Source organism: Dyella sp. 2HG41-7 (assembly GCF_021390675.1).
In the GTDB taxonomy this organism is placed as follows: Bacteria; Pseudomonadota; Gammaproteobacteria; order Xanthomonadales; family Rhodanobacteraceae; genus Dyella_B.
On sequence record NZ_JAJEJV010000004.1, the window covers coordinates 1,949,526 to 1,973,297 of the forward strand.

The window sequence follows — 23,772 nt, forward strand, 5'->3', positions numbered from 1 at the left end:
TAATTGCGATAGTTGATGCTAACGCGGGCGGCGAGACCTCAGGTTTGCTCCGCGTTTCGCTGCATCGATGCTGCGCTGGACATCTTCGCGCGACGCATTTCCAACTGAAGGCCACATCGACGCGTTTTCGGTGCGCGACTCTTGGTGCTCTTCCGAATTGACGGAGCTTGCTCCGGCATCGTCCAACAGCGCGCAGACTTCGTCCATTGACATTTCGCCATGCAGCGCGATGACCAGCGTGGTGTGACCGATCAGAGTGGGATCGGGCGCTTCATGCCTTTCCGGCGAAGAATGGCCGCTTTGCTCTTTTTTCTGTCCGGCGCTCGTATCGAACGAGCCGGTATGGCTCACGTCGGATATCACGGTTGTCGGTGCGCTGGAGCTGGAAGGAACGCTTTGGATGCTTTCGTCGAACGTCAATACGATTTGGTCGCGCTGAAGTCCTCGCGATAACAACTTCTCGGCGGCCGAGTTGGCTTCGAATTGCGTATCAAAGCATGCAACGACAAGCTCGGTCATGATCGTGCTCCCGAATTGCTTTGCACAATCACTCTAGTCCTTCGAGCTTAACTCGAAGGTGACCGAGTTCGGGATGTATGACGTGGATGCTGCGCAGAACGGATGCAGGCGCCGAGCTGGAGCGCTGCGCACGAACATGCGTTTGTCGTCACTTCAGAGTCAGAGAGTTCAGCGTGATGTGCGCAAATGAAGAGCGATGGGTCACGAAGAATGAGGCGCGGATCTGGAGAGTCGCGCAGTCCCCGCCATGGCGGGGACGACGGGGGGCATCGATGCGTTCCGTTTATCGAATGTTGAGATGGGCTTTAGCCATTTCCATCGTGCGCGTTTGACATCGGCGGTGCAAAGGACGTTGCTGTCGATTCTTCGTCATCGCCAATAAGGTCGTTCCATTTGTGCTCGGTTCCTTTGCGGTGCGATTTTCGCGTGATCTTGATGCCTTTGGCATCAAGCACCACGGTGTAAGCCTGTCCTTCGATGTCGATTTCGCGTCGTAGCGGTTTATCCAACGTTGTCGTCATGAACGGGTCTCCCGGTCGTTAAGCTTGATTTGTAGGCGTCTGCGATCGGCATGGGGTAACGATGCCAAGCGATCTCTCGGCGGCGCGGACTGCTGACCTTGATTCCTTGCGTCATCGCACGGGAAATTGGCTGAAGCCTATGCATGCCGTTGACGATAACTTGCAACGAGATATGTCAACGATAGGGCAACCGAATGTAACCACATTGTTTTTCGGTGCAAATCAGTTTGGGTTTTGAGATCGGTATGCATGCAACATGGGAGTCTATTCAGGCTCATGCAGAATCGTATGAACGAGAGTTGTCGACACGCCTGTCTCATGTGTCGGGTGGCCAGAAACTAAACCGTCGCCCGGTTTCATGCGCAAAGTTTTACGCGCGACGCCGTACTTGTTCGGTGTAATCCATACGATCTATGCAGCGATCGACCGCGCGAAGAAGGTCGTTTTTCCCGTAGGGCTTGCGCAATACGATGGTGTCTCTTTGGCAGAACGGCTCGATCGCATCCCAATCGCCGGATGCCAGGACGTACTTGCCATGGCGTAGCGAACGGCGCATTTGCTGCGCAATCTGCACAACAGAGTTCTGATGCGTGGAGTTTATGTCGACAACGACAATGTCGATGTCGGGGTGCATGTCCGAAAGGCGCAGGGCGTCAGTGACACCTCGGGCCTGGGAAACCTCATGACCTTCGTTGGTGAGCGCTTGGTGGAGCAGATCCCTGGTGTCCGGATTGTCTTCGACGACGAGCACGTGCATTCGCATTCTCCATCGTGCACGGCATCCTGTATCCCCGTCTACGCATCATTCACTATCGCTGTGACTCAAGCATGAATGACATGTGTCTGATGAATGTCATGGCGATTCGATGAATGAATTTCGTCATTCCTTCGAGCGATATTGCGGATGATGCATGTGCTGCATTTGTTTTGCTTTCGCCTTAAATGACGCGATATGCAGTGCTTGCAAGATGTTTTTCATTGTGCGACATGCGCATGAAAATGGATGAACGACATCGTGAATGCAATGAATACCGTGCACGGATGACGAATGCGATTTCACTCTATCGAAACTACTTGTGCTGCATCGTGCATAGGAAATCGATGTCGACTTCGATTTGGTTTGCAGTCGCTACGGGTCGAAGGCGCAAGATAAAGACGAGCGTCAATGCGTGCGCAGTGGGGTATTTTGGGTTCGTGCACAATGACGAGGAAGGGTTGCCTGTCGGACTGCCAAACATGCTTTGGCTTGCGAGCGACTTACGCTAATTTGCCGGGTGCGAGGAGCGTGGGCGCTAAATCTGATTTGCGCGGGTTATGGATTTAGCTGCATTTCAATTGAGAACGAGTGGGTGAATAAAGTACATGCGATAGGAGTTTGTTCAGCTAAAACCCCGTCTTACAGGGCTTGGCGAGTTCTTTGTTGGCATTTATTCCATTTTCTAAACAATTTGTTGACAAATGCTCCACAAAGTCTTGCATACAAGGGGATCACTGTTGGGGCTTGCAATCGTTCGCTGAAAATTTAGCGCTCTCGCTGAGGGCTACTTGCAGTCGGTTGCAATCTATTCGTCACGACGCGAAAAAACATGTCACGTCAGGAGAAAACCATGAATCGCACGGCACTTGGTATCGCAGTAGCCTGTATCGGCTTGGCTATTGGCGGATGCAGCAACCCCAGCGGCGGCAACGACGGAACGCAGGGCGGAAGCACCCCGCCGCCGGCCGCAGCGCCTGCAGCACCGGCTTCGGCTAACAAGACTCCCGCGCCGGCTTCGACCGCGGCGTCGCCTGCGATGCCGCCTGCATCGAGCGGCACCAGTTCCTCGCCGTCGACCCCGGCATCGCCATCGACAGCTGGACATTAACGGTCAGAACCGTCTCTTGGCGATCGCATAGCCTCCTCTGAGGAGGTGCGCGTCGGTCTGCGCGCTTCGATCGTTTAAACGAGTAAAAGCACAAGGCAGCGTGAACATTCATGTTCCCGCTGCCTTCGTTTGTATAAATGCCTATCGCCGTGCAATGCGGCGGCTAATCGACGCGGTATTCCAACTAACCGTTCGCAAGGCGCACGTGAGTCGCGATGGACGACGCTCAAACGGTCGATGCGTCGCGCATGCGCTTATGGTCAATCGCTGCCGACTGGCACTATCTGTTGATGAACGCATGATTTAGCCTTGACTTCGTATTCACATCGTCGACTTTTGTTTTCGTTATCGTTCACGGGCTAGATACATATTCATTGTCCATTGTGTGGCGCGCGAATACCGTTCGATGGATCGTTCATACCAATAATGCTCGGGTGGAGATAGGCATGAAGACTGTTCTGCTCGTTGACGACAATCGCGACGTGCTCGAAGTGACCGCGTTCATGCTTGAGGATGCTGGCTACGAAGTCGTAGCGGCCAACAGTTCCGAGCAAGCCCTGCAAGTCGCCTCCCTGCGACCGGACATCGGCGTAGTGCTTACCGATCTCAATTTGAACAAAGGCATGAGCGGTATTGAAATGGGCATGGCAATGTACGAGGACGGATTGAAATGCCCTCTGATCCTCATGTCGGGCGCCAGCGAGCCACCCGAGAAAGAGATGCAATCGTGGATGAAGTATCTCGCTAAGCCCTTCGACCGTAAGACGCTGTTGGATGTCATCACGGCGTACGCGTAACCCTAACCGGTGATGGATGCTCAACGGATTGATTCCATGCATTGCCGTCACGATTTGGGGTAGCGCTTGTGAGTGTGAAAGCTCTTGCCGTTGCTCCGAATCCGACCAAGGACTCGTTGGATGGAGCACGAATCAGCGCAGGCACGCATTCGCTTGGGACTCATCGGTGGATTCGCGTTGTTGCTCTGCGTATGCACGTTAGTTATCGTCGCCGCGTTTGCAAGCATGAGTGCAGACCGTCTGGTCGAACACTCCATGACGGTGCGACAAACCGTTGAGCAACTTCTCAATACGCTGCAAGAGGCGGAAACGGGAGAGCGCGGGTTTGTCTTAACGGGCGATGCGAGTTATCTCGAACCGTTCAATCGAGCCAAGGCGCAACTGCCGATTTTGGAAGGTCAGCTGCGGCAGCTGACCGATGGCGGCATCACCCATCAAAAACAGCTGGACGAACTGTATCCGTTGATCGCCGACAAGATGGATGAGTTGTCCACGACGGTGCGCCAGCGCCAGGTCGGGCATGTCGGTGCATCCATGTGGCTGATGAAAACCAATCTTGGCCGCGACATGATGCAGCGCATTCGTTATCTGGTTAATGATTTCGACCGCGCGGAATTGGATATGCTGCACGATCGTAATGCGGCGGCCGCTTTGCATCGAACGTTACTGACGACCGCGACGGTGGTGGTCATTCTGCTCGCGGGTGCGCTCGGCTTTATTGTGGTGCTGAAGGCGCGGCGCGATGCGAACGCGGTGCACGATAGAAACACGGCTCTGCAAGAAGAAATCGTGCAGCGCGAGGCTGCCGAACTTCAGTTGAGGCAGGCGCAGAAGATGGAGGCGCTGGGTCAGCTGACCGGCGGCGTGGCGCACGATTTCAACAACATGCTCGCGATTATCGTGGGCAACCTTGAGATGTTGATCAAGCGACTTCCCGAGCACGAGAACCTGCAACGCACTCTCGCCAGCAATGCTTTGAACGGCGCTCACCGCGCGGCGGAGTTGACCAAGCGCTTGCTCGCGTTTTCTCGCCAGCAACCTTTGCAACCGAAGGGCACGGACGTCAATCAATGCGTGCACGATGTCGCCGTGATGCTTCGCCGTTCCTTGGGTGAAAACATTCAGATCGAGATTGTGCAGGGCGGCGGATTGTGGCGCGCGTTTATCGACAAGCCGCAGCTGGAAAGCGCGATTCTGAATCTGGCGGTCAACGCGCGTGACGCGATGAATGGCAAGGGCAAGCTGACGATCGAAAGCGCCAATGTCTTTTTGGATCGCACCTACGCCGACATGCACAATGACGTGACGCCTGGCGAGTACGTGATGGTGGCGGTGACGGACACCGGTTGCGGCATGCCGCCCGAAGTCATGAACAAAGTGTTCGATCCGTTCTTCACCACCAAGGAAGTCGGGCAGGGCACTGGCTTGGGACTCAGTCAGGTGCACGGGTTCGCCAAGCAATCCGATGGTCACGTAAAGATCTACAGCGAGCCTGGCTTGGGCACGACGGTAAAACTTTATCTGCCGCGGGACATGTCGAAAGTTGACGAAAAGCCCAAGCATGTGCCGGTCAAGGCGCCGTCGTTTGTACCGAATCGAAAAGTGCTGGTCGTCGAAGACGATGCCGACGTACGGAATTTCGTGGTTTCCGTATTGAAGGATCTGGGCTACGACGCGATTGCCGCGGACAACGCCGATACGGCGCGCGTGCTGTTGGCGAAGGATCGAAAGATCAATGTGATGTTGACCGACGTTGTGATGCCCGGAACCAACGGCAAACAACTGGCCGACGATATCCGCGGCAGCCGGCCGGACATGACGGTGTTATTTATGACGGGTTATCCGCGCAACACCATCGTGCACAACGGCGTGTTGGATCCCACCGTGCGGCTTATCACCAAGCCATTTACGGTGGACGATCTGTCGCGGGAATTGCGCTCGGCGATCGTGGCGAATTCGCCGCATGAATGGCCGCATCATCACGCGCAGCAGGGTCCCAACGAAGACGCAGCCTGAACGTTGTCACGCAGCGATGACTCGCCCCTCACAGTTGCAGAAAAATAATGCAACTCTCGACGATCGACAGGTGAGCCTATGAATAGGCGAGTGAACGTAAAGATTGGTTTGATGGGTTTGCTGATGCTCTCGAGCGTCGGTATCGCCGCCGCGCAAAGTATGCAGGGCACAGGCGTAGGTGGCACGCACGAAGTCTGCCGTCGCGTGAAAGTGCCGAATCCCTCCACGGTCAGCCATCAAACGGTGGACCCATCGTCCGGCGCGGCAACCAGCGCTCAACTCGGCGCGGCCCAGGCGGGCGGAAGGGACCTGGATGCCGCAACAAGCGGTGCCACATCCGGTAGCGGTTATGGAAGCGAAAGCGTGGGGCAAAACCGCATGACCCCGCCCACGACCTATCACTACGAAGAGCGTTGCCGCGACACGCAACAACAGCAGCAATAGCGGGTCGATGAATGGCGAATCGACGCCGCGCCGGGCAACAAAAAGGCCACCCGTAGGTGGCCTTTTTTTAAATCGAGATGGTGGGCGGTACAAGGATCGAACTTGTGACACCTGCCGTGTGAAGGCAGTGCTCTACCGCTGAGCTAACCGCCCGCCGAGAACGCGCAACTATACGGATCATGGGGTAAAACGTCAACCGTTGGGCAGCGGATGCGTTGCCTTTCGGGGGTTTTTGTAGCCGTCAGGCGGCTAGAATGCCCCGTTCCCCTTCGCCAGACGGCTGCCCCATGCATTTCGACCTCTCGCACATCCTGCAGTCGCTGCAGCATTTCCACCTGACCACGTGGAAGGCCATCGGTTTTCTGGGCACGCTGATGTTTACCGGGCGCTGGTTTGTGCAGTTGTATTACACGCGCAAGTACAAGCGCGTGGTGATGCCGCTGTCGTTCTGGTGGATGTCGGTAACGGGCAGCGCCTTGTTGCTCGCGTATTTCGTGTTCGGCAAGAACGACTCGGTAGGCATTCTTTCCAATTTCTTCCCGGTGTTCGTATCGGTCTACAACCTCGTCGTGCATATGCGTCATCAGAAGGACTCTGCAACGGGCGACGAGGTGTAGTCGGTTTTCTACTCGGGATCGTAGTCGAGGTTCGGCGCCAGCCAACGCTCCGCTTCCTCGCGTGTCCAGCCTTTGCGCTTGGCGTAGTCTTCGACTTGTTCGCGCGTGATGCGCCCGACCACAAAGTACTGACTGTCCGGATGCGAGAAATACCAGCCGGAAACCGCCGCCGCCGGATACATCGCAAAGCCTTCCGTCAGTTCGATGCCGGCGTTGTCGGTGGCTTTTAGCAAATCGAACAGCGCGGCTTTCTCGGTGTGATCGGGGCAGGCGGGATAGCCGGGAGCCGGGCGGATGCCGCGGTACTTCTCGTCGATAAGTGCTTCGTTATCTAAGGTTTCGTTGGGCTCGTAACCCCAGAATTCGCGACGCACGCGCTCGTGCATGCGCTCAGCGAACGCTTCGGCGAATCGATCCGCCAACGCCTTGAGCAAAATGGACGAGTAATCGTCGTGATCGGCTTGGAAGCGCGCGATATGTTCCTCGATGCCGATGCCGGCGGTCACAGCGAAGGCGCCGATCCAATCGGGCTTGTTCGCTTCTTTCGCTGCGACGAAATCGGCGAGACAGAAATCCGGGCGCTCGACGGGTTTTTCGGCTTGCTGGCGCAAATGGTGAAGACGTTGCGTACCAGTTGGCGTCTGGATCTCAATATCGTCGCCGACTCGGCTGGCCGGCCAAAAGCCGATCACTGCGCGCGCGGTAAGCCAACGTTCGGCGATGATCTTGTCGAGCATGGCCTGCGCGTCGGCGAACAGTTCGGTGGCCTGCTTGCCGACGACTTCGTCCTCAAGAATGGCCGGATAGCGTCCGGCCAATTCCCATGTCTGGAAGAACGGTGTCCAGTCGATATAGGGGCGCAATTCGGTGAGATCGTAATGGTCGAACGTGGTAAGCCCCGGCTTGTTCGGCTGCGGTGGCGTGTACTGAGCCCAGTCACACGAAAATCGTTGTTGACGCGCGTGCTCCAAAGGCACCAAAGGCTTGGCGGAACCGCGCTGTTTATGGCGCTGACGGATATCGGCATATTCGGCGCGAATCTTCGCCATAAAGCCGTCGATCAAATCTTTGCTCACCAGCGATTGCGCCACGCCTACGGCGCGCGAAGCGTCTTTCACCCAAACCGTAGGCGATTTGTAGTGCGGCTCGATTTTCAACGCGGTGTGAGCGCGCGACGTGGTAGCGCCGCCGATTAGCAACGGAATCTGGAAATCCTGTCGCTGCATTTCGCGCGCGACTTGGCTCATCTCTTCCAGTGAAGGTGTAATCAGGCCAGAGAGGCCGATCAGATCGGCGTTGTGCTCGCGCGCCGTTTCCAGAATCTTTTGCGCCGGCACCATCACGCCGAGATCGATCACTTCGAAGTTGTTGCAGCGGAGCACCACGCCCACGATGTTTTTACCAATATCGTGCACGTCGCCTTTGACCGTCGCCATCACGATGGTGCCGTTGTTTTTGCCGACGTCGCCCGTGCGCAGTTTTTCTTCTTCGATGTAAGGCAGTAGATAAGCCACGGCCTTTTTCATCACGCGCGCCGATTTCACCACCTGCGGCAAGAACATTTTGCCAGCGCCGAACAAGTCGCCAACGATGTTCATGCCATCCATCAGCGGCCCTTCGATCACGTCGAGCGGGCGCTTGGCTTGCTGGCGCGCTTCTTCGGTATCTTCGTCCACGAACTGATCGATGCCGTGCACGAGTGCGTGCGCAAGGCGCTCGCGTACCGGCTTGTCGCGCCAAGCTAGGTTTTCGACGACGGCCTCGCCTTTTTTGGCTTTGTAGCGATCGGCGATTTCAAGCAGGCGTTCGGTGGCGTCAGGGCGGCGGTTGAGCACCACGTCTTCCACGCGTTCGCGCAATTCTTCGGGCACGTCGTCGTAGATCGTCAGCGCGCCGGCGTTGACGATGCCCATATCCATACCCGCCTTGATGGCGTGATAGAGAAATACGGAGTGGATCGCTTCGCGCACGGTGTTGTTGCCGCGGAACGAGAACGACACGTTGGAAACGCCGCCCGATATGTGACTTAGCGGGAAGCGCTTCTTCAGCTCGCGCGCGGCCTCGATGAAATCCACCGCATAGTTGTTGTGTTCTTCGATGCCTGTGGCGATGGCGAAGATATTCGGATCGAAAATGATGTCTTCCGGCGGGAAGTCCAGTTTTTCTGTAAGCAGCTTGTACGCGCGCGAACAGATTTCCACCTTGCGCTCGCACGTATCGGCCTGGCCTTGTTCGTCGAACGCCATCACTACGACTGCGGCGCCGTATTCGAGCACTTTTCGCGCGTGTTCCAGAAAGAGCTCTTCGCCTTCCTTCATGGAGATCGAATTGACCACGCCCTTGCCTTGCAGGCAGCGCAGGCCGGCTTCGATCACCGTCCACTTGGACGAGTCGACCATCACCGGCACGCGCGCGATGTCGGGTTCGGCGGCGATCAGATTGAGGAAGCGCGTCATTGCGGCTTCGGAATCGATCAGACCTTCGTCCATATTCACGTCGATAATCTGCGCGCCGTTCGCCACCTGCTGGCGCGCGACGTCGACGGCTTCTTCGTAACGATCTTCCTTGATTAGTTTCTTGAACTGCGCGGAGCCGGTGACGTTGGTGCGTTCACCAACGTTGACGAACAACAAGTCCGGCGTGATGACCAGAGGTTCGAGGCCGGAGAGTCGGGTATAGCGGGTTGCGCTCATGCGTGGTCGACGTCGATGTGTTTCACCGCGCCCTGTTGGCGGGGCGCGGTGGGGTGTGGATGGAGAACGGAGAAGCGAAGCGCATCATGCCGCTTCGCTGATCTCTGCATTGAGGCGGCGGGGCGCGTGGCGGCTTACCGCTTCGGCAATCGCCTTGATATGCGCGGGCGTTGTGCCGCAGCAGCCGCCAACCATATTCAGCAAACCGTCGCGCGCAAAACCTTCGATCACGGCCGCCATTTGCGCCGGCGTTTCGTCGTATTCGCCGAACGCATTGGGCAAACCCGCGTTCGGATGGGTGCTGACGAAGCTTTCGGAGATGTTGGACAACGTTTGGATATGCGGGCGCAGATCGGCCGCACCTAGTGCGCAATTCAAGCCGACGGAAAGCGGGCGGATATGTTTGACCGAGTAGTAGAACGCTTCCGCGGTTTGTCCTGAAAGCGTGCGACCGGAGCGATCGGTGATGGTTCCGGAAATCATCACAGGCACGCGACTGCCGCGTGCGCGGAACACTTCGCTCAGCGCAAACAACGCCGCTTTGGCGTTGAGCGTGTCGAAGATGGTTTCCACCATGATCAAGTCAGCGCCGCCATCGATCAGGCCGTTGGTCGATTCGGTGTAATTGTCGACCAGTTCTTCGAAGGTGACGTTGCGAAAACCCGGGTCGTTCACGTCCGGCGACAGCGATGCCGTGCGACTGGTCGGTCCGAGAATACCGATCGCGAAACGCGGTTTGGCCGGATTTTTCGCGGTGTACGCATCGCACGCGGCGCGCGCGAGCTTGGCGCCTTCGCGATTGAGTTCGTACGCCAGATGTTCCAGGTGGTAATCGGCTTGGCTGATGCGCGTGGAATTGAAGGTGTTGGTTTCAACCAGATCCGCGCCGGCTTCAAGATACGCCTCGTGCACGCCGCGGATGATCTCCGGCTTGGTGATCGACAGCAGGTCGTTGTTGCCTTTCAGATCGCAGCTGCCGGGATGATCGTGCGTATGCGTATGCGCGCTATCGCGTCCGTCCACGAAGCGGTCGCCGCGAAAGCCGGCTTCGTCCAATTGATGCCCTTGCAGCATGGTGCCCATGCCGCCATCGAGAATCAGAATGCGTTCGCGCAACGCTGCATCCAACGCAGCGACGCGATCGGGGTTGTGCCAGGGAAGTTGGCTCATGGGGAACTCCTTACGGCTTGCGGGCGAGCAGGCTGATCACTTCGAAATGCGGGGCTTTGCGTTCGCGGCTCAGGCGGTTGCAACTGATGACGTCCAAGTTGGCTTGCGTGGCGAGCTTGGTGAGATCGTTTTGCGTAAAGCCGAGATTGCGATGATCGAACGGCTCCACCACGGGGCGATGGTCGTGCTTGCCTAACGTGACGGCGAGCAATCGGCCACCCGGACGCAGCACGCGCGCCGCTTCGGCGACGGCTTTGGCCGGCTGTTCGGAATAGGTGAGGGCGTGCAGCATCAACACCAAGTCGAAACTGCCGTCGTCCATCGCCAAGGCATGCATGTCGCCACGGCGCACTTGGACATTGCCGAACGCTTCGAGTCGCTTGGCAGCGGCTTCCACGACGCGTTCGCCGGCATCTACGCAGATGATCGAGCGCGCGTGCGGAGCGAGCAATTCGGCGGTGACGCCATCGCCGGAGGCGATATCGAGCACATCGCCGGTTTCGAGCAATTGAAGCAGCGAGCGTGTGAGCGTTTCCCACGTGCGGCCGGGCGAGTAGTGGCGCTCCATATCGCCGGCGACCGTATCGGCCCAGCCTTCCTCGCGTGCGCGTTGCGCCAGCACGCCGGGCAGACGTGCGGCGTCCTCGCGCAGCAGCGCATCGTCGATGCTTTCGCGCAGCGAGCGGATCAGGGCGTGCTCGCGTTCGTTGCCTTCGCTGTTGGCGCGGTAGTACGCGGAGACGCCGGCGCGGCGATCGCGCACCAGCTCGGCTTCTTTCAATTTGGCCAGATGCGTGGAGACGCGCGGTTGCGCCAGATGCAGCACCGCAGCCAGTTCGGCGACGGTCAATTCCTCTCGCTCAAGCAAGGCAAGCAGCCGCACGCGCGTGGGATCGGCCAACAGGCGCAACACGCTGGAGGCGGTGGCCAGATCCATCGTGCATCCTTATATCGCGATAGAGAGATGTTAAGGGTAGGGACGGATGCCGTTGGCGTCAAGGGGAGCGCTGTAATGGCTTGTTTGTTTGAGGGTTCCCTGGTTTCTGCTGCAACCGCACAGGGGCTTTCCCCGAGCCCCGCTAAAATGGGGGGCTTCCCCATCCTTTTTTGTAGTCCGGAGCCCCTATGGATTTCCGTTTCACCGAAGACCAGTTGTCCATCCAAGCCATCGCTCGCGATTTCGCGCAGAAGCGCATCGTGCCGGTGGCCGCCGAACTCGATGCCAAAGGCGAGTTTCCGTTGGACAACATCCGCGAGATGGGACAGCTCGGGCTGATGGGCATCGAGGTGCCGCACGAATACGGCGGCGCCGGCATGGACCCGATCGGTTATGTGCTGGCGATGATCGAAATCGCCGCGGCCGATGCGGCCACGTCGACGATCATGTCGGTCAACAATTCGCTGTTCTGCAACGGCATCCTCAAGCACGGCACCGAAGAGCAGAAGCAGAAATACGTGCGCGCCATCGCGCAGGGCGAAGGCATCGGCGCTTACGCGCTGACGGAGCCGCAGTCGGGTTCGGATGCGTCGGCCATGCATACGCGCGCTTCCAAGAATGCGGACGGCGACTGGGTGATCAACGGTAAGAAGAGTTGGATCACGTCCGGTCCGGTCGCGCGTTATATCGTGCTGTTCGCGATCACCACGCCGGGTATCGGCGCGAAAGGCGTGTCGGCTTTCGTCATCGATACGCAGCGTCCCGGGTTCCATGCCGGCAAGACGGAGCCCAAGCTCGGCATTCGCGCATCGGCCACCTGCGAAATCGAATTCAACGATTACGTCTGCCCGAAGGAAGATTTGCTGGGTGTGGAAGGCAAGGGTTTTTCGATCGCCATGGGCGTGCTCGATGCTGGCCGTATCGGCATCGCCTCGCAGGCGGTGGGCATTGCGCGCGCAGCGTACGAAGCCACTTTGCAGTGGTCGCGTGATCGCAAGGCGTTCGGTCAGCCGATCGGCACGTTCCAGATGACGCAGGCCAAGATCGCCGATATGAAGTGCAAGCTCGACGCGGCCACGCTGTTGACGCTGCGTGCGGCGTGGGCGAAAGGCGAGGCGGAAAAGAACGGCGGACGTTTCGGTACCGAGGCATCGGTGGCGAAGCTGGTCGCGTCCGAGGCGGCGATGTGGATTTCGCACCAGGCGGTGCAGATCCACGGCGGTATGGGTTATTCGAAGGAAATGCCGCTGGAGCGTTACTTCCGCGACGCCAAGATCACCGAGATCTACGAAGGCACCAGCGAAATCCAGCGCATGGTGATCGCACGTTCGGAAACTGGCTTACGTTGATCGGTGGGAAACGACGAGGCGAACGCTTCGTCGGCAGAGCACATAAAAAAAGCCCCGGTGAAAACCGGGGCTTTTTCGTTTGCGGCGAACCTCAATGTCCGTGTTCGGTACGCGCCAGCTTGTGCGTGGCTTCGTCCATCTTGTCGCCGAGCATGCGTCGCACGCTGACGTAGAACACCGGAATCAACAGCAGGCCTAGGAAGGTGGCGAACACCATGCCGCCGATCACGCCGGTACCGATTTCGTGACGCGAGTTTGCGCCCGCGCCCGTGGACAACACCAGCGGCAACACGCCGAGGATAAAGGCCATCGAGGTCATCAGAATCGGGCGCAGTCGCAGTCGGGCCGCGGTGAGCACGGCGTCGAACAGCGTCTTGCCGTCGGCTTGCTGTTCCACCGCGAATTCCACGATCAGAATTGCGTTCTTCGCGGCCAGACCGATCACCGTCACCAAGCCGATCTTGAAGTACATGTCGTTCGGGAACCCGCGCAACATGGACGCCGTAACCATGCCCAGCAGACCCAGCGGCACCACCAGCAACACGGCCACCGGAATCGACCAGCTTTCGTACAGTGCGGACAAGCACAGGAACACGATCAGGATCGACAGCAACATCAGCAGCGTGGCCGAGTTACCGGCGAGCACTTCCTGATACGACTGACCCGTCCAGTCCGCGCCGAAGCCCTTCGGCAGATCGGTATCGACGATGTTTTGCAATGTCGTCATCGCCTGACCGGTGGAGTAGCCCTTGTTCGCATCGCCCACGATTTCGATGGCGGGATAACCGTTGTAACGCGTGAGCGACGGCGCCGCCATGCTCCAAGTGGTGTGCACCACGCTGGACAGCGGAATCATGTTGTACGGGCCGTAAGGCGAGTTGGTCGACGTGCTGCTCGACGAACTGCTCGACGTCGTGCCGCTCGTGGAAGCGGTGCTCAACGAGCTTGGCGTGTAAATGTGGCCCAGTGCATCCGTGCCCATGCGGTACGACGCATCGGCTTGCACCATCACGCGCTTGACGCGGTCTTCGTAGATGAAGTTGTTGATATACACCGGCGCAAGCATCAACTGCACGGCCGTGTACACATCGCTTACCGATAGACCCAGCGCAGAAGCCTGCACGCGATCGACGGCGAGGTTGTACTGCGGCGCATCGGGCAGGATGTTCGGGCGCGTGCCGAAGAGCGTCGGGCTTTGCGCGGCCTTGCCGAGCAAAATACCCAGCGATTGACCTAGTTCGCCGCGCGTTTGGCCGCTGCGCGCCTGCAAATACATGTCGAGGCCGCCGAACTGGCTAAGGCCGCGGATGGTTGGCAGGTTCACCACGAAAATCTGCGCGTCGCGAATGCTGTGCAGCACGCCGTTCGCTTTGAGGATGAAATCGTCCGCCGTGATCGATCGTTCGCTCCAGTCCTTGAGCTTGATAAACACCATGCCCGCGCTTTCGCTGCGACCCACGAAGCTGAAGCCGGCGATTTGATACATGCCGACAAAGTCGTCTTTCAGTGGGCTCTTGTGCAACGTATCGCGGATTTCTTTCATCACGCCGTTCGTACGCTCCACCGTTGCACCGGGCGGCAGGCTGACGATCGCCAGCGCGAAGCCCTGGTCTTCGCTCGGTACAAAGCTGGTGGGCAGCTTGGTGTAGAGGAAGCCGGCCAGCATCGCGACCAACGCGAACACGATCATCCAGCGCGGCGCGTGACGAACGGCGCCGCCGACATGGCCGTGATAGGTGTGCGTCACCCAATCGAAGGTGTTGTTGAACCAGCGATAGAAGAAGTTCTTCTTCTCTTCGTGCGTGGGCTTGAGGATGGTGGCGCACAGCGCCGGCGTGAACGACAGCGCGAGGAACGCGGAGAAACCCATCGACACGGCGATGGTGAGCGCAAACTGCTTGTAGATCACGCCGGTGGCGCCGGGCTGCAGCGCGGACGGCACGAACACCGCCGCCAACACCACCGTAATGGCGACGATGGCGCCGGTGATCTGGCTCATGGCTTTGCGCGTGGCCTCCTTCGGCGGAAGGTTTTCCTCCGTCATGATGCGTTCGACGTTTTCGATCACCACGATCGCGTCGTCCACCACGATACCGATCGCTAGCACCATGCCGAACAAGGTCAGCTGGTTGATGGTGAAGCCCATCGGCGCCAAGCCGATAAACGTGCCGAGCAGCGCGACCGGGATCACTAACGTGGGAATGATTGTGGCGCGGAAGTTTTGCAGGAAGACCAGCATCACCAAGAAGACGAGGGCGATGGCTTCGATCAGCGTGTGCACCACTTCCTGGATCGACACGCGCACGAACGGCGTGCTGTCGTACGGTGCAAACCAGGTGACGCCTTGCGGAAAGTCCTTCTGCAATTCGTCCATCTTCGCGCGCACGGCCTCGGCCACGTTCAGCGCGTTCGCACCCGGCAGCAACTGCACACCGAAGCCGCCGACCGGTTGGCCGGTCCAGGTCGAGGTGAAGCCGTAGGTTTGCGGGCCGAATTCGATGCGCGCGACATCCTTCATGCGCACCACGGTGCCGTCGGGATTGGCGCGCAGAATGATGTTGGCGAACTGGTCGGGCGAGGAGAACAAGCCTTCACCCGATACCGTGGCGGTGAAACCTTGACCGCCAGTCGCAGGATCGGCGCCCAGCGAACCTGCCGCGAACTGCACGTTCTGCGCGGAGATCGCGTTTTCGATCTGTGTCGCCGACAGGCCGTAACCCTGCATCTTGTCCGGGTTCAACCACACGCGCATCGAGTACTCGGAACCCACCTGGAAGGTGCTGCCCACACCGGGAATACGCGCGATGGTGTTGATCACGCGCGCACCGACGATGTCGTTCAGGCGGTTGGTATCGATCTCCGGATTGCTGGAGATCAAGGCGACGAACATCAGGAAGTCCGGGTTGGCTTTCGCCACCACGACACCTTGCTGCGTCACCGCGGCGGGCAACTGCGGCTGCGCCAGCGACACCTTGTTCTGCACCTGCACCTGCGCGATGTCAGGATCGGTGCCCGTGGCGAAGCTCAGCGTGATCGTTGCCGTGCCGTTCGAGTTCGAGGCCGAACTGAAATACAGCAGGTTGTCGATACCGGTCAGCTGCTGCTCGATCACCTTGGTGACCGTGTCTTCCATGGTCTGCGCGCTGGCGCCCGGGAAGGTGGCCGTGACCGTGACCTGCGGCGGCGCGATGTTGGGATAGGACTCGACACCCATGCCCAGCACCGAGATGGTGCCGACCAGGGTGATCAGAATGGCTACCACCCACGCAAAAATGGGGCGGTCGATAAAGAAACTCGGCATCAGCGGTCTCCTTACTGCTTGCCGGCGGCAGGGCCTTGGGCGGCCTGTGCATCAGGCTTCCAAGGCGTCGCGTTGGCGGGCGCGCCGGGTTTGACCGTCTGGGTGCCCGACACGATCACTTGATCGCCGGCGTCCAGGCCACTGGTGACGACCCAGTCGTTGCCGCGCATGACGTCGGCAGTAACGCGCTTCTGGGCCACCTTGCCGTCCTTGCCCACAGTCAGGGCATACGCGCCAGTGGTATCGCGCTGAATGCCGGCCGGGGGAATCAGGAAGACCTTGTTCAAGTCGCCCATGGTGGCGGTCAGAGTTACGTACATGCCCGGCAGCAAGCGGCGTTCGGGGTTCGGCACCTGGGCGCGCAGATTCACTGCGCCCGTGGTCGGGTTAACGCTGGTGTCGGAGAAATCCAGCGTGCCCACGTGGTTGTACTTCGCGCCGCTGGGCATGGCGATCTGGACGGTGGTCTTGTCCTGCGCAGCAAGCTGCACGTTGCCGTTGCTTTGCGCGTGACGCAAGGCATCGAGATCGGCGGCGGCGAGGGTGAAGTTCACATACAGCGGGTCGAGCTGGTCCACCGTGGTGAGCAGGGTGGCGTTGGCGCCCGCGTCCGAGGTGCCGTTGCCGACGATCGCGCCTTCGGTTACCTGCTGCTCGCCAGCGCGGCCGTCGATCGGTGCGGTGACATTGGTGTAACCCAGATTGACGCGCGCTGTCTGCACGTTCGCCTCGGCCTGCCGGACAGCAGCCTGGGCGGAGCGTTCGTTGGCCTCGTCCGTATCGAGCTGCTGGCGCGAGATATAGCCCTGCGGCACCAGCTGGCGATCGCGGTTGGCGATTACGTGGGCATTGGTGTAGCTGGCTTGCGACGAAGCGAGCGCCGCCTCGGCGTTGGCGAGGGCGGCCTTATAGGGAACCGGATCGATCTGGAACAGCGCCTGACCCTGCTTGACGTCGGTGCCTTCCGTATAGACGCGCTTGACCAGCACGCCGGATACGCGGGCGCGTACGTCGGCGCTGCGGAAGGCCGAAAGGCGGCCCACCAGGTCTTTGGTCAGCGGCACGCTTACGGGTTGGGCTTCTACCACCCCGACCGTCGGCGTAGGCATTTTGGGCGGGCCTTGGTCCTTGCTGCTGCAGGCGGCAAGAGCCAGCAAGCTCAGGCACAGCACCGGTGTGCGCATTGGCGTCGACTTCATGAGAACTCCATGACTTGCGTAATCGGGGTGGGGTGGGCAACGGCATAAGGATTGCCCGGCTGTACTTGCCGGAAAATCCTACGTTTATCGGATCGAAGCCGTCTTGTCTTGTGTCGTTGGTCCCTGGATGACAGGGGCGCCAGCAAGACTATACCGACCAGTTTACAATTTATCGGCCGCATGAATCCAGCCCCCGGCGGTCGTGACTGACGGCACAGGGCGGCGGGCCCGGCATGTGTACAAGCGTCCTGTCATGTGGCTCACGCAAGATTAGATGATGCGTGTTGCAGGGGATCGCGTAAACGTGTTCACAGCGAAGGCTTGTCGGACACGTTGCATGACTGTTCGCTGATTGCATTGTTTACAAGCGCCTGAGTTGTTGCGCTGCCGATAGATTCAATGCAAGCCGAAGCGTATCCTTTTAAAGCTTTCTGCTCCACATCACCCGTCTCCACTCCTTTAAGTAGAAGCCATGAATGCGATCCGTGCGGCCAACGACATCCCCCTTGCGTCTGTCGTGCTCGAAGAGTTGAAAAAAAGCAGTTTTCCGACGAAGCGCCTTGATGAGGCGCAATTTTTTATCAGCGCCTTTTTTTCGCGCATCGCCAGCACCGATGTCGACCTGCATACGCCCGCGGAATGGGCGGCGGTGGTCGCCGGTCTGTTCGATTTCATGCAGCAGCGCCAGCCCGGCCGCGCGTCGGTACGCGTTACGGACGCGGGCCACGCGGCGCGCAGCGCGGTGGAAATCGTTACCGACGATATGCCGTTCCTGGTCGACACCGTCACCATGGTGTTGTCCGACTATTCGGCGATCCACGCCGTGCTTCACCCGGTGGTGAAGATCACGCGCGACGCCAACGGTCAATTGCAGCGCATCGGCGACGAACACGGCACGCCCGAATCGGTGATGCATTTCGAAGTGGACAACATCGCGGACGAAGCCACCCGCGCCCAGGTGACGTCGCGCATTGCCGACGCGCTGGAAGACGTGCGCGCTGCCGTGCGCGATTGGAGCACGATGCGCGACAAGGCGTTGGCGATCGCTACCGATCTGCCGAATCGCAAGCTACAACTCGATGCGTCGTCGATCAACGAAGCTAGCGAATTTCTGCGTTGGCTGGCGGACAACAACTTCACCTTCCTCGGCTATCGCGAATACGAAGTCGCCAAGTCCGATGGCGACGAAGTGCTGCGCCCTATCGAAGAGTCGGGCCTGGGCATTCTTCACAAGAGCGAACGCTCGGTCGCACCGCGTTCGTTGCGCACGCTGGCCGCGCACGAGTTGCCGCAGTCGGGCTCTTACGACGCCATCATTCTTACCAAGACGAATGCGCGCTCGCACGTGCATCGTCCCGGCAATATGGATTACGTCGGCGTGCTGAAGTTCGACGCAAATGGCATGCCGATATCCGAACAACGCTTCCTCGGCTTGTTCACCTCCAACGCTTATATGACGCGCCCGCAGGAAGTGCCGCTGGTGCGTCAGCGCGTGGAAGCGGTGATGGCGCGCTCTGGCCTCAAGCGCGATGCGTATTCCGGCAAGGCGCTGCGCCATATCCTCGAAACGCTGCCGCAGGAAGAACTGTTCCAGAGCACCGAAGACGAATTGTTCGCCACCGCCACGGGCATTCTGGAATTGCAGCAACGCGCCCGCACGCGCATGTTTGTGCGTCGCGACCGCTACGGCCGTTTCTTCACGTGCCTGGTTTTCGTGCCGCGCGAGCGTTTCAACACCACAGTGCGCGAACGCATCGAGGCGATGTTGCGCGAGGTGTTCCACGGCGAGAGCCTGGATTCCAATGTGTTGATGGGCGAATCCGCGCTGGCGCGTCTGCACGTCACGGTGCGTCCGCGTCCGGGCGATCATCCCAAGTTCAACGTGCAGGATCTCGAAGCGCGCTTGTTGCACATCGTGCGCAATTGGCATGACGGTTTGCGCGACAGTCTGATTTCGCAAGTCGGCGCAGCGCAAGGCGTGGCGCTGTTCAATCGTTTTGGCAAGCAATTGCCAGCCGGCTACGTCGAAGACGTGTCGCCGGAAGTCGCCGCGAATGACGTCGTCGCCCTGACAACGCTTAAAAACAACGACTCCATCCACCTTAATCTCTACGAAGACCCGCGCGATCAAAGCCTGCGTTTCAAGGTGATCCATGTCGGCGCGCCGATCTCGCTGTCCGACGCGCTGCCGATGTTGGAAAACATGGGCGTACGCATGCTCGCCGAGCATGTCTACACGTTGGAAAGCGAAGGTCGCACGCTGACCATTCACGACTTCGAGTTGAAGACCAAGTCGCAACTGGTGTTCGATCTGGCGCATCTGCGCGAGCGTTTCGAACGTGGCTTCGAAGCGCTTTGGCGCGGTCAAGCGGAGAGCGATGGCTTCAACAACCTCGTGTTGCTGGCGCAGGCCGATTGGCGCCAGGTGGCGATGCTGCGTGGCTACTGCAAATACCTGCAGCAGGTCGGTATCGCGTTCTCGCAAAGCTATATGGAAGAGACGCTCAATCGCTATCCGGCTATTGCCGGTTTGCTGATTGAGCTGTTCAACGCCAAGTTCGATACGCGGCGCGAATTGCTTTCCGCGTCGGAGCTGGAAGGCGCTCAAGCGGATCTCCGTCGCGAGATGGCGGCGCTGATTCCTGCGGAAACGCAAAAAGCCAAACCCGAGCTGATCGACAGCATCGTGGGCGCGCTATCGCAAAAGCGCGATCAGCAAGTGCACATTCTGTGGGAGGCGTTGAAGTCGCTGCTCGACGACGTGGCGAGCCTGGACGACGAGCGAATCTTGCTGAGTTTCATGAACACCATCAAGGCTACGTTGCGCACCAGCTTCTTCCAGACCTGGGACGGTGCGCATCGTCACTACATCAGCTTCAAGTTCGATTCCAAGCTGGTGCCAGATGCGCCCAAGCCCGTGCCGTATCGCGAAATCTTCGTGTATTCGCCGCGCGTGGAAGGTATTCACTTGCGCTTCGGACCGGTCGCGCGCGGCGGCCTGCGCTGGTCAGATCGTCGTGAAGACTTCCGCACTGAAGTGCTCGGGTTGGTGAAAGCGCAGATGGTGAAGAACACCGTGATCGTGCCGGTGGGCTCGAAGGGCGGCTTCTTCGTCAAGCATCCGCCGGTGGGCGGCGACCGCGACGCGCAGCTTGCCGAAGGCATCGCGTGCTATCGCCTGTTTATCAACGGCCTGCTCGACATCACCGACAACCTGATTGAAGGCAAAGTAGTGCCGCCGCACGATGTGGTGCGTCACGATCAAGACGATCCGTATCTCGTCGTCGCGGCCGACAAGGGCACCGCCACGTTCTCCGATATCGCCAACGCGATTTCGATCGAACACGGCTTCTGGTTGGGCGATGCGTTCGCGTCGGGCGGTTCCAACGGCTACGACCACAAAGGCATGGGCATTACCGCCAAGGGCGCATGGGAGTCGGTGAAGCGCCACTTCCGCGCGCTGGGCCGCGATTCTCAGAGCGAAGATTTCACCTGCGTAGGCATCGGCGACATGTCGGGCGACGTGTTTGGCAACGGTATGTTGTTGTCCCAACATATTCGCCTGTTCGCGGCGTTCGATCATCGCCACATCTTCCTGGACCCGAATCCGGATACGGCCAAATCGTTCGCCGAGCGCGATCGCATGTTCAAGCTGCCGCGTTCGAGCTGGGAGGACTACGACAAGTCGCTGATCTCCGCGGGCGGCGGCGTGTGGCCGCGCAGCGTGAAGTCGATTCCGATTTCGCCGGAGGTGCGCGCGGTGCTCGGTTTGAAGGCCGACGTGCAGCAGATGGCGCCGTCGGATCTGATGAGCGCAATTCTCAAAGCGCCGGTGGATTTGCTGTGGAACGGCGGCATCGGCACGTACGTGAAAGCGTCGAGTGAAACGCATGGCGACGTCGGTGACCGCGCCAACAACGCGTTGCGCATCAACGGTACGGATCTGCGCTGCAAAGTGGTGGGCGAGGGCGGCAATCTTGGCTTCACGCAGAAGGGGCGCATTGAAGCGGCTCAACATGGCGTGCTGCTCAACACCGACTTCATCGACAACTCCGCCGGCGTGGACACCTCCGATCACGAGGTGAACATCAAGATTCTGCTCGGCGACGCCGTGCAGCGCGGCGAGATGACGGTGGACGATCGCAATCGTCAGCTCGCGTCGATGACGGACGAAGTCGGACAGCTTGTGCTGTGGGACAACTACCGTCAGAACGAAGCCATCACGTTGATGGAGCGTCAGTCGGTGAAGCGCATCGGTTCGATGGCGCACTTTATCCGCACGCTGGAAGGCGAAGGCTTGCTCGATCGTCAGGTGGAAAACCTCCCCAGCGAAGCCGAGCTCACCGATCGCAAAACGCGCGGCCATGGTCTGACGCGTCCTGAGCTCTCGGTGCTGCTGTCGTACGACAAGATCCGTCTTTATCAGCAGTTGCTGGAGTCGGATGTGCCGGAAGATCCGTACCTCTCCAAGGAGCTGGTGCGTTACTTCCCGCGGCCGTTGCACGAGAAGTACGCCACGCATATGCAGCGCCATCGTCTGAAGCGTGAAATCATCGCCACGGCGGTCACCAACTCGACGCTCAACCGCATGGGCGCCACCTTTATGATGCGCATGCAGGAGGATACGGGGCAGGGTCCGGCCGCGATCGCCAAGGCTTACACGGCCGCACGCGAAATCCTCGGCGCACGCGATATGTGGGCGCAGATCGAAGCGCAGGACAGCAAGGTCGCCGAGAGCACGCAGGTCGACGCGATCATGCAGATCTGGTCGTTGCTGCGTCACCTCACGCGCTGGTTGCTCAACCGTCCAGGCGGTACGTTGGAAATCGCCGCGAACGTGGAGCGTTATCAGGCGGCCGTGGCTGAACTCAGCACCCACGTTCCCGATGTGCTCACGCCGGCCGGCAAGGCCGACTTCGCGACGAGCCAGGAAAAATGGGAAGGTCTGGGATTCCCCAACGATCTCGCCCTGCACCTGGCCAAGCTGCCGGAATTGCGCGCCATGCTCGATATCGTGGAAGTGGCGCAACAAACCGGTCAGCCGATCGCCAAGGTCGCCGAAGCGTTCTACGAACTGGGTCAGGTGCTCGATCTGGAGTGGTTGCGCGGGCAGATCGAAGCGCTGCCGGTGGATGGGCATTGGCACGCACAGGCACGCGGTTCGTTGCTGGATGAGCTCAACCATCAGCATCGCGCGCTGGTAGTGCAAATCCTCGCTTTGACGGGTGCGAGCAAGGACGTGTCGCCAGTGCAGGCATGGCTCAACCGCGACGACGCCACGCTGAAGTACACCCGCGATATGCTGGCGGAAATCCTTACGCAAAACGCGGATTATCCGATCGCCTCGGTGGCCGTGCGTCGCCTGGCGCAGTTGGCGCAGGTGCCGGTGGCGTAATAGCCGGGAATCGGGAATCGTCAATGGGGAATGGTGAAGGGCGGCTCCTCACGTGTTTACAAGAGGCAGCTCTTACTTCTCCCGATTGACGATTTACGATTCCCGTCTCAGGATGCCCGACAAATCATAGATGGACCTCACGACATGCGCCTCGCGTTCGTCGCCAGCGAAACCAACGTTGCACAACAAGCGCGCCGCAAACTTGTCGAGCGCTACGGCGACGTGCCGGCTACCGATGCGGAAGTGATTGTTGCGTTAGGCGGCGATGGCTTTATGTTGCGCACGTTGCATACGCATCGCGCGATGGCCGTTCCCGTGTACGGCATGAAGCTTGGGCGCGTCGGCTTTCTGATGAACAAGCATCATCTCGATGAATTGCCCGAGCGCATTGCGCGCGCGCACGCGGCCGAATTGTTTCCTCTGGAGATGAACGTGGTCGATAGCGACGGTCAGTCGCGCACAGCGCTCGCGTTCAATGAAGTGTCGTTGTTGCGACAGACCAACCAAGCTGCGCATGTCGAGGTGAAACTCAACGACGTGGTGAAGCTGGCGAATCTCGTCTGCGACGGCATTCTGGTTTCTACGCCTGCGGGATCGACGGCTTATAACCTTTCCGCGCACGGCCCCATTCTTCCGCTGGATGCGAACGTGCTGGCGCTTACGCCGATCAGTCCGTTTCGTCCGCGTCGTTGGCGCGGCGCGATCCTGCCGCATCGCACGGTGGTGAGCCTGCGTGTGCTCGATCCTGGCAAGCGGCCGGTAAGTGCGACGGCGGATTTTCTCGAAGTGCGCAACGTGCGCACGGTGGAAATTCACCAATCGCGGGAGCAGGGCGTGCAGTTGTTGTTCGATCCCGAACACAATCTTGAGCAGCGCATCTTGGACGAGCAATTCGCGGCGGATTGAACGAGTCATTTTTTTAGAACGCTCCTAAATCTATCGCGCATAA

The 23,772-nt window shown here is 59.4% G+C and carries 15 protein-coding genes, 1 tRNA gene and 1 pseudogene; 8 read left to right on the forward strand and 9 right to left on the reverse strand.

What is annotated here, in order from left to right; all coding sequences use genetic code 11:
• Window positions 1–18 precede the first annotated feature (18 nt).
• From L0U79_RS10065 to L0U79_RS10075, 3 genes are all read right to left on the reverse strand, one after another.
• Entirely contained in the window at window positions 19–519 is a 501-nt protein-coding gene (locus L0U79_RS10065; protein ID WP_233842135.1) for a hypothetical protein, read from the reverse strand.
• 305 nt (window positions 520–824) lie between these two features.
• On the reverse strand, window positions 825–1,040 hold the full coding sequence (locus tag L0U79_RS10070; protein ID WP_233842137.1) for a hypothetical protein: 216 nt from the start codon (window positions 1,038–1,040) through the stop codon (window positions 825–827).
• 370 nt (window positions 1,041–1,410) lie between these two features.
• Window positions 1,411–1,797 (reverse strand): response regulator, encoded by a 387-nt coding sequence (locus tag L0U79_RS10075; protein WP_233842139.1) that lies wholly within the window; start codon window positions 1,795–1,797, stop codon window positions 1,411–1,413.
• Between the two features lie 850 nt (window positions 1,798–2,647).
• On the opposite strand from L0U79_RS10075, the gene L0U79_RS10080 reads away from it, so the two are divergent.
• From L0U79_RS10080 to L0U79_RS10095, 4 genes are all read left to right on the forward strand, one after another.
• Window positions 2,648–2,905: a hypothetical protein gene (locus L0U79_RS10080; protein WP_233842141.1), complete on the forward strand. Its 258-nt coding sequence runs from the start codon at window positions 2,648–2,650 to the stop codon at window positions 2,903–2,905.
• 446 nt (window positions 2,906–3,351) lie between these two features.
• Entirely contained in the window at window positions 3,352–3,702 is a 351-nt protein-coding gene (locus tag L0U79_RS10085; protein WP_233842143.1) for a response regulator, read from the forward strand.
• 120 nt (window positions 3,703–3,822) lie between these two features.
• Window positions 3,823–5,718 (forward strand): CHASE3 domain-containing protein, encoded by a 1,896-nt coding sequence (locus tag L0U79_RS10090; RefSeq protein WP_233842145.1) that lies wholly within the window; start codon window positions 3,823–3,825, stop codon window positions 5,716–5,718.
• 90 nt (window positions 5,719–5,808) lie between these two features.
• On the forward strand, window positions 5,809–6,162 hold the full coding sequence (locus tag L0U79_RS10095; protein ID WP_233842147.1) for a hypothetical protein: 354 nt from the start codon (window positions 5,809–5,811) through the stop codon (window positions 6,160–6,162).
• Between the two features lie 78 nt (window positions 6,163–6,240).
• On the opposite strand, the gene L0U79_RS10100 is transcribed toward L0U79_RS10095, so the two are convergent.
• Window positions 6,241–6,315, reverse strand: a tRNA-Val gene (locus tag L0U79_RS10100).
• A 134-nt stretch (window positions 6,316–6,449) separates the two neighbouring features.
• Between L0U79_RS10100 and L0U79_RS10105 the strand changes: the two genes are divergently transcribed.
• Window positions 6,450–6,779, forward strand: coding sequence for a lipid-A-disaccharide synthase N-terminal domain-containing protein (locus tag L0U79_RS10105; protein WP_233842149.1), 330 nt, complete (start codon window positions 6,450–6,452; stop codon window positions 6,777–6,779).
• Between the two features lie 8 nt (window positions 6,780–6,787).
• On the opposite strand, the pseudogene metH reads toward L0U79_RS10105, so the two are convergent.
• The 3 genes and pseudogenes from metH to L0U79_RS10120 all read right to left on the reverse strand — a co-directional run.
• Window positions 6,788–9,475: pseudogene (gene metH, locus L0U79_RS10110) on the reverse strand (methionine synthase); the annotation flags it as partial.
• An 81-nt stretch (window positions 9,476–9,556) separates the two neighbouring features.
• Window positions 9,557–10,642: a homocysteine S-methyltransferase family protein gene (locus L0U79_RS10115; protein ID WP_233842153.1), complete on the reverse strand. Its 1,086-nt coding sequence runs from the start codon at window positions 10,640–10,642 to the stop codon at window positions 9,557–9,559.
• Window positions 10,643–10,652: 10 nt separating this feature from the next.
• Entirely contained in the window at window positions 10,653–11,579 is a 927-nt protein-coding gene (locus L0U79_RS10120) for a metalloregulator ArsR/SmtB family transcription factor (protein ID WP_233842154.1), read from the reverse strand.
• A gap of 188 nt (window positions 11,580–11,767) precedes the next feature.
• On the opposite strand from L0U79_RS10120, the gene L0U79_RS10125 reads away from it, so the two are divergent.
• Window positions 11,768–12,928: an acyl-CoA dehydrogenase family protein gene (locus L0U79_RS10125; protein WP_233842155.1), complete on the forward strand. Its 1,161-nt coding sequence runs from the start codon at window positions 11,768–11,770 to the stop codon at window positions 12,926–12,928.
• 91 nt (window positions 12,929–13,019) lie between these two features.
• Here the strand turns inward: L0U79_RS10125 and L0U79_RS10130 are convergent, their stop codons facing one another.
• The gene (locus L0U79_RS10130) at window positions 13,020–16,229 is read right to left on the reverse strand and encodes a multidrug efflux RND transporter permease subunit (protein WP_233842156.1); all 3,210 of its coding nucleotides are present in this window, start codon (window positions 16,227–16,229) and stop codon (window positions 13,020–13,022) included.
• Between the two features lie 11 nt (window positions 16,230–16,240).
• Window positions 16,241–17,428, reverse strand: a complete 1,188-nt coding sequence (locus L0U79_RS10135; RefSeq protein WP_233842157.1) for an efflux RND transporter periplasmic adaptor subunit — start codon at window positions 17,426–17,428, stop codon at window positions 16,241–16,243.
• Between the two features lie 472 nt (window positions 17,429–17,900).
• On the opposite strand from L0U79_RS10135, the gene L0U79_RS10140 reads away from it, so the two are divergent.
• Both L0U79_RS10140 and L0U79_RS10145 read left to right on the forward strand, forming a co-directional pair.
• Window positions 17,901–22,823 carry an NAD-glutamate dehydrogenase domain-containing protein gene (locus tag L0U79_RS10140; RefSeq protein ID WP_233842158.1) on the forward strand — a complete coding sequence of 1,641 codons (4,923 nt, stop codon included), beginning with the start codon at window positions 17,901–17,903 and terminating at the stop codon, window positions 22,821–22,823.
• Window positions 22,824–22,967: 144 nt separating this feature from the next.
• Window positions 22,968–23,729 carry an NAD kinase gene (locus L0U79_RS10145; RefSeq protein WP_233842159.1) on the forward strand — a complete coding sequence of 254 codons (762 nt, stop codon included), beginning with the start codon at window positions 22,968–22,970 and terminating at the stop codon, window positions 23,727–23,729.
• Window positions 23,730–23,772 lie beyond the last annotated feature (43 nt).

What these genes read in the sequence shown, in the direction of transcription:
- L0U79_RS10140 (WP_233842158.1), top strand. Translation starts at nt 17,901, where the DNA reads ATGAATGCGATCCGTGCGGCCAACGACATCCCCCTTGCGTCTGTCGTG.
- L0U79_RS10080 (WP_233842141.1), top strand. Translation starts at nt 2,648, where the DNA reads ATGAATCGCACGGCACTTGGTATCGCAGTAGCCTGTATCGGCTTGGCT.
- L0U79_RS10085 (WP_233842143.1), top strand. Translation starts at nt 3,352, where the DNA reads ATGAAGACTGTTCTGCTCGTTGACGACAATCGCGACGTGCTCGAAGTG.
- L0U79_RS10130 (WP_233842156.1), bottom strand. Translation starts at nt 16,229, where the DNA reads ATGCCGAGTTTCTTTATCGACCGCCCCATTTTTGCGTGGGTGGTAGCC.
- L0U79_RS10105 (WP_233842149.1), top strand. Translation starts at nt 6,450, where the DNA reads ATGCATTTCGACCTCTCGCACATCCTGCAGTCGCTGCAGCATTTCCAC.
- L0U79_RS10075 (WP_233842139.1), bottom strand. Translation starts at nt 1,797, where the DNA reads ATGCACGTGCTCGTCGTCGAAGACAATCCGGACACCAGGGATCTGCTC.
- L0U79_RS10120 (WP_233842154.1), bottom strand. Translation starts at nt 11,579, where the DNA reads ATGGATCTGGCCACCGCCTCCAGCGTGTTGCGCCTGTTGGCCGATCCC.
- L0U79_RS10070 (WP_233842137.1), bottom strand. Translation starts at nt 1,040, where the DNA reads ATGACGACAACGTTGGATAAACCGCTACGACGCGAAATCGACATCGAA.
- L0U79_RS10115 (WP_233842153.1), bottom strand. Translation starts at nt 10,642, where the DNA reads ATGAGCCAACTTCCCTGGCACAACCCCGATCGCGTCGCTGCGTTGGAT.
- L0U79_RS10090 (WP_233842145.1), top strand. Translation starts at nt 3,823, where the DNA reads ATGGAGCACGAATCAGCGCAGGCACGCATTCGCTTGGGACTCATCGGT.
- L0U79_RS10125 (WP_233842155.1), top strand. Translation starts at nt 11,768, where the DNA reads ATGGATTTCCGTTTCACCGAAGACCAGTTGTCCATCCAAGCCATCGCT.
- L0U79_RS10135 (WP_233842157.1), bottom strand. Translation starts at nt 17,428, where the DNA reads ATGAAGTCGACGCCAATGCGCACACCGGTGCTGTGCCTGAGCTTGCTG.
- L0U79_RS10065 (WP_233842135.1), bottom strand. Translation starts at nt 519, where the DNA reads ATGACCGAGCTTGTCGTTGCATGCTTTGATACGCAATTCGAAGCCAAC.
- L0U79_RS10145 (WP_233842159.1), top strand. Translation starts at nt 22,968, where the DNA reads ATGCGCCTCGCGTTCGTCGCCAGCGAAACCAACGTTGCACAACAAGCG.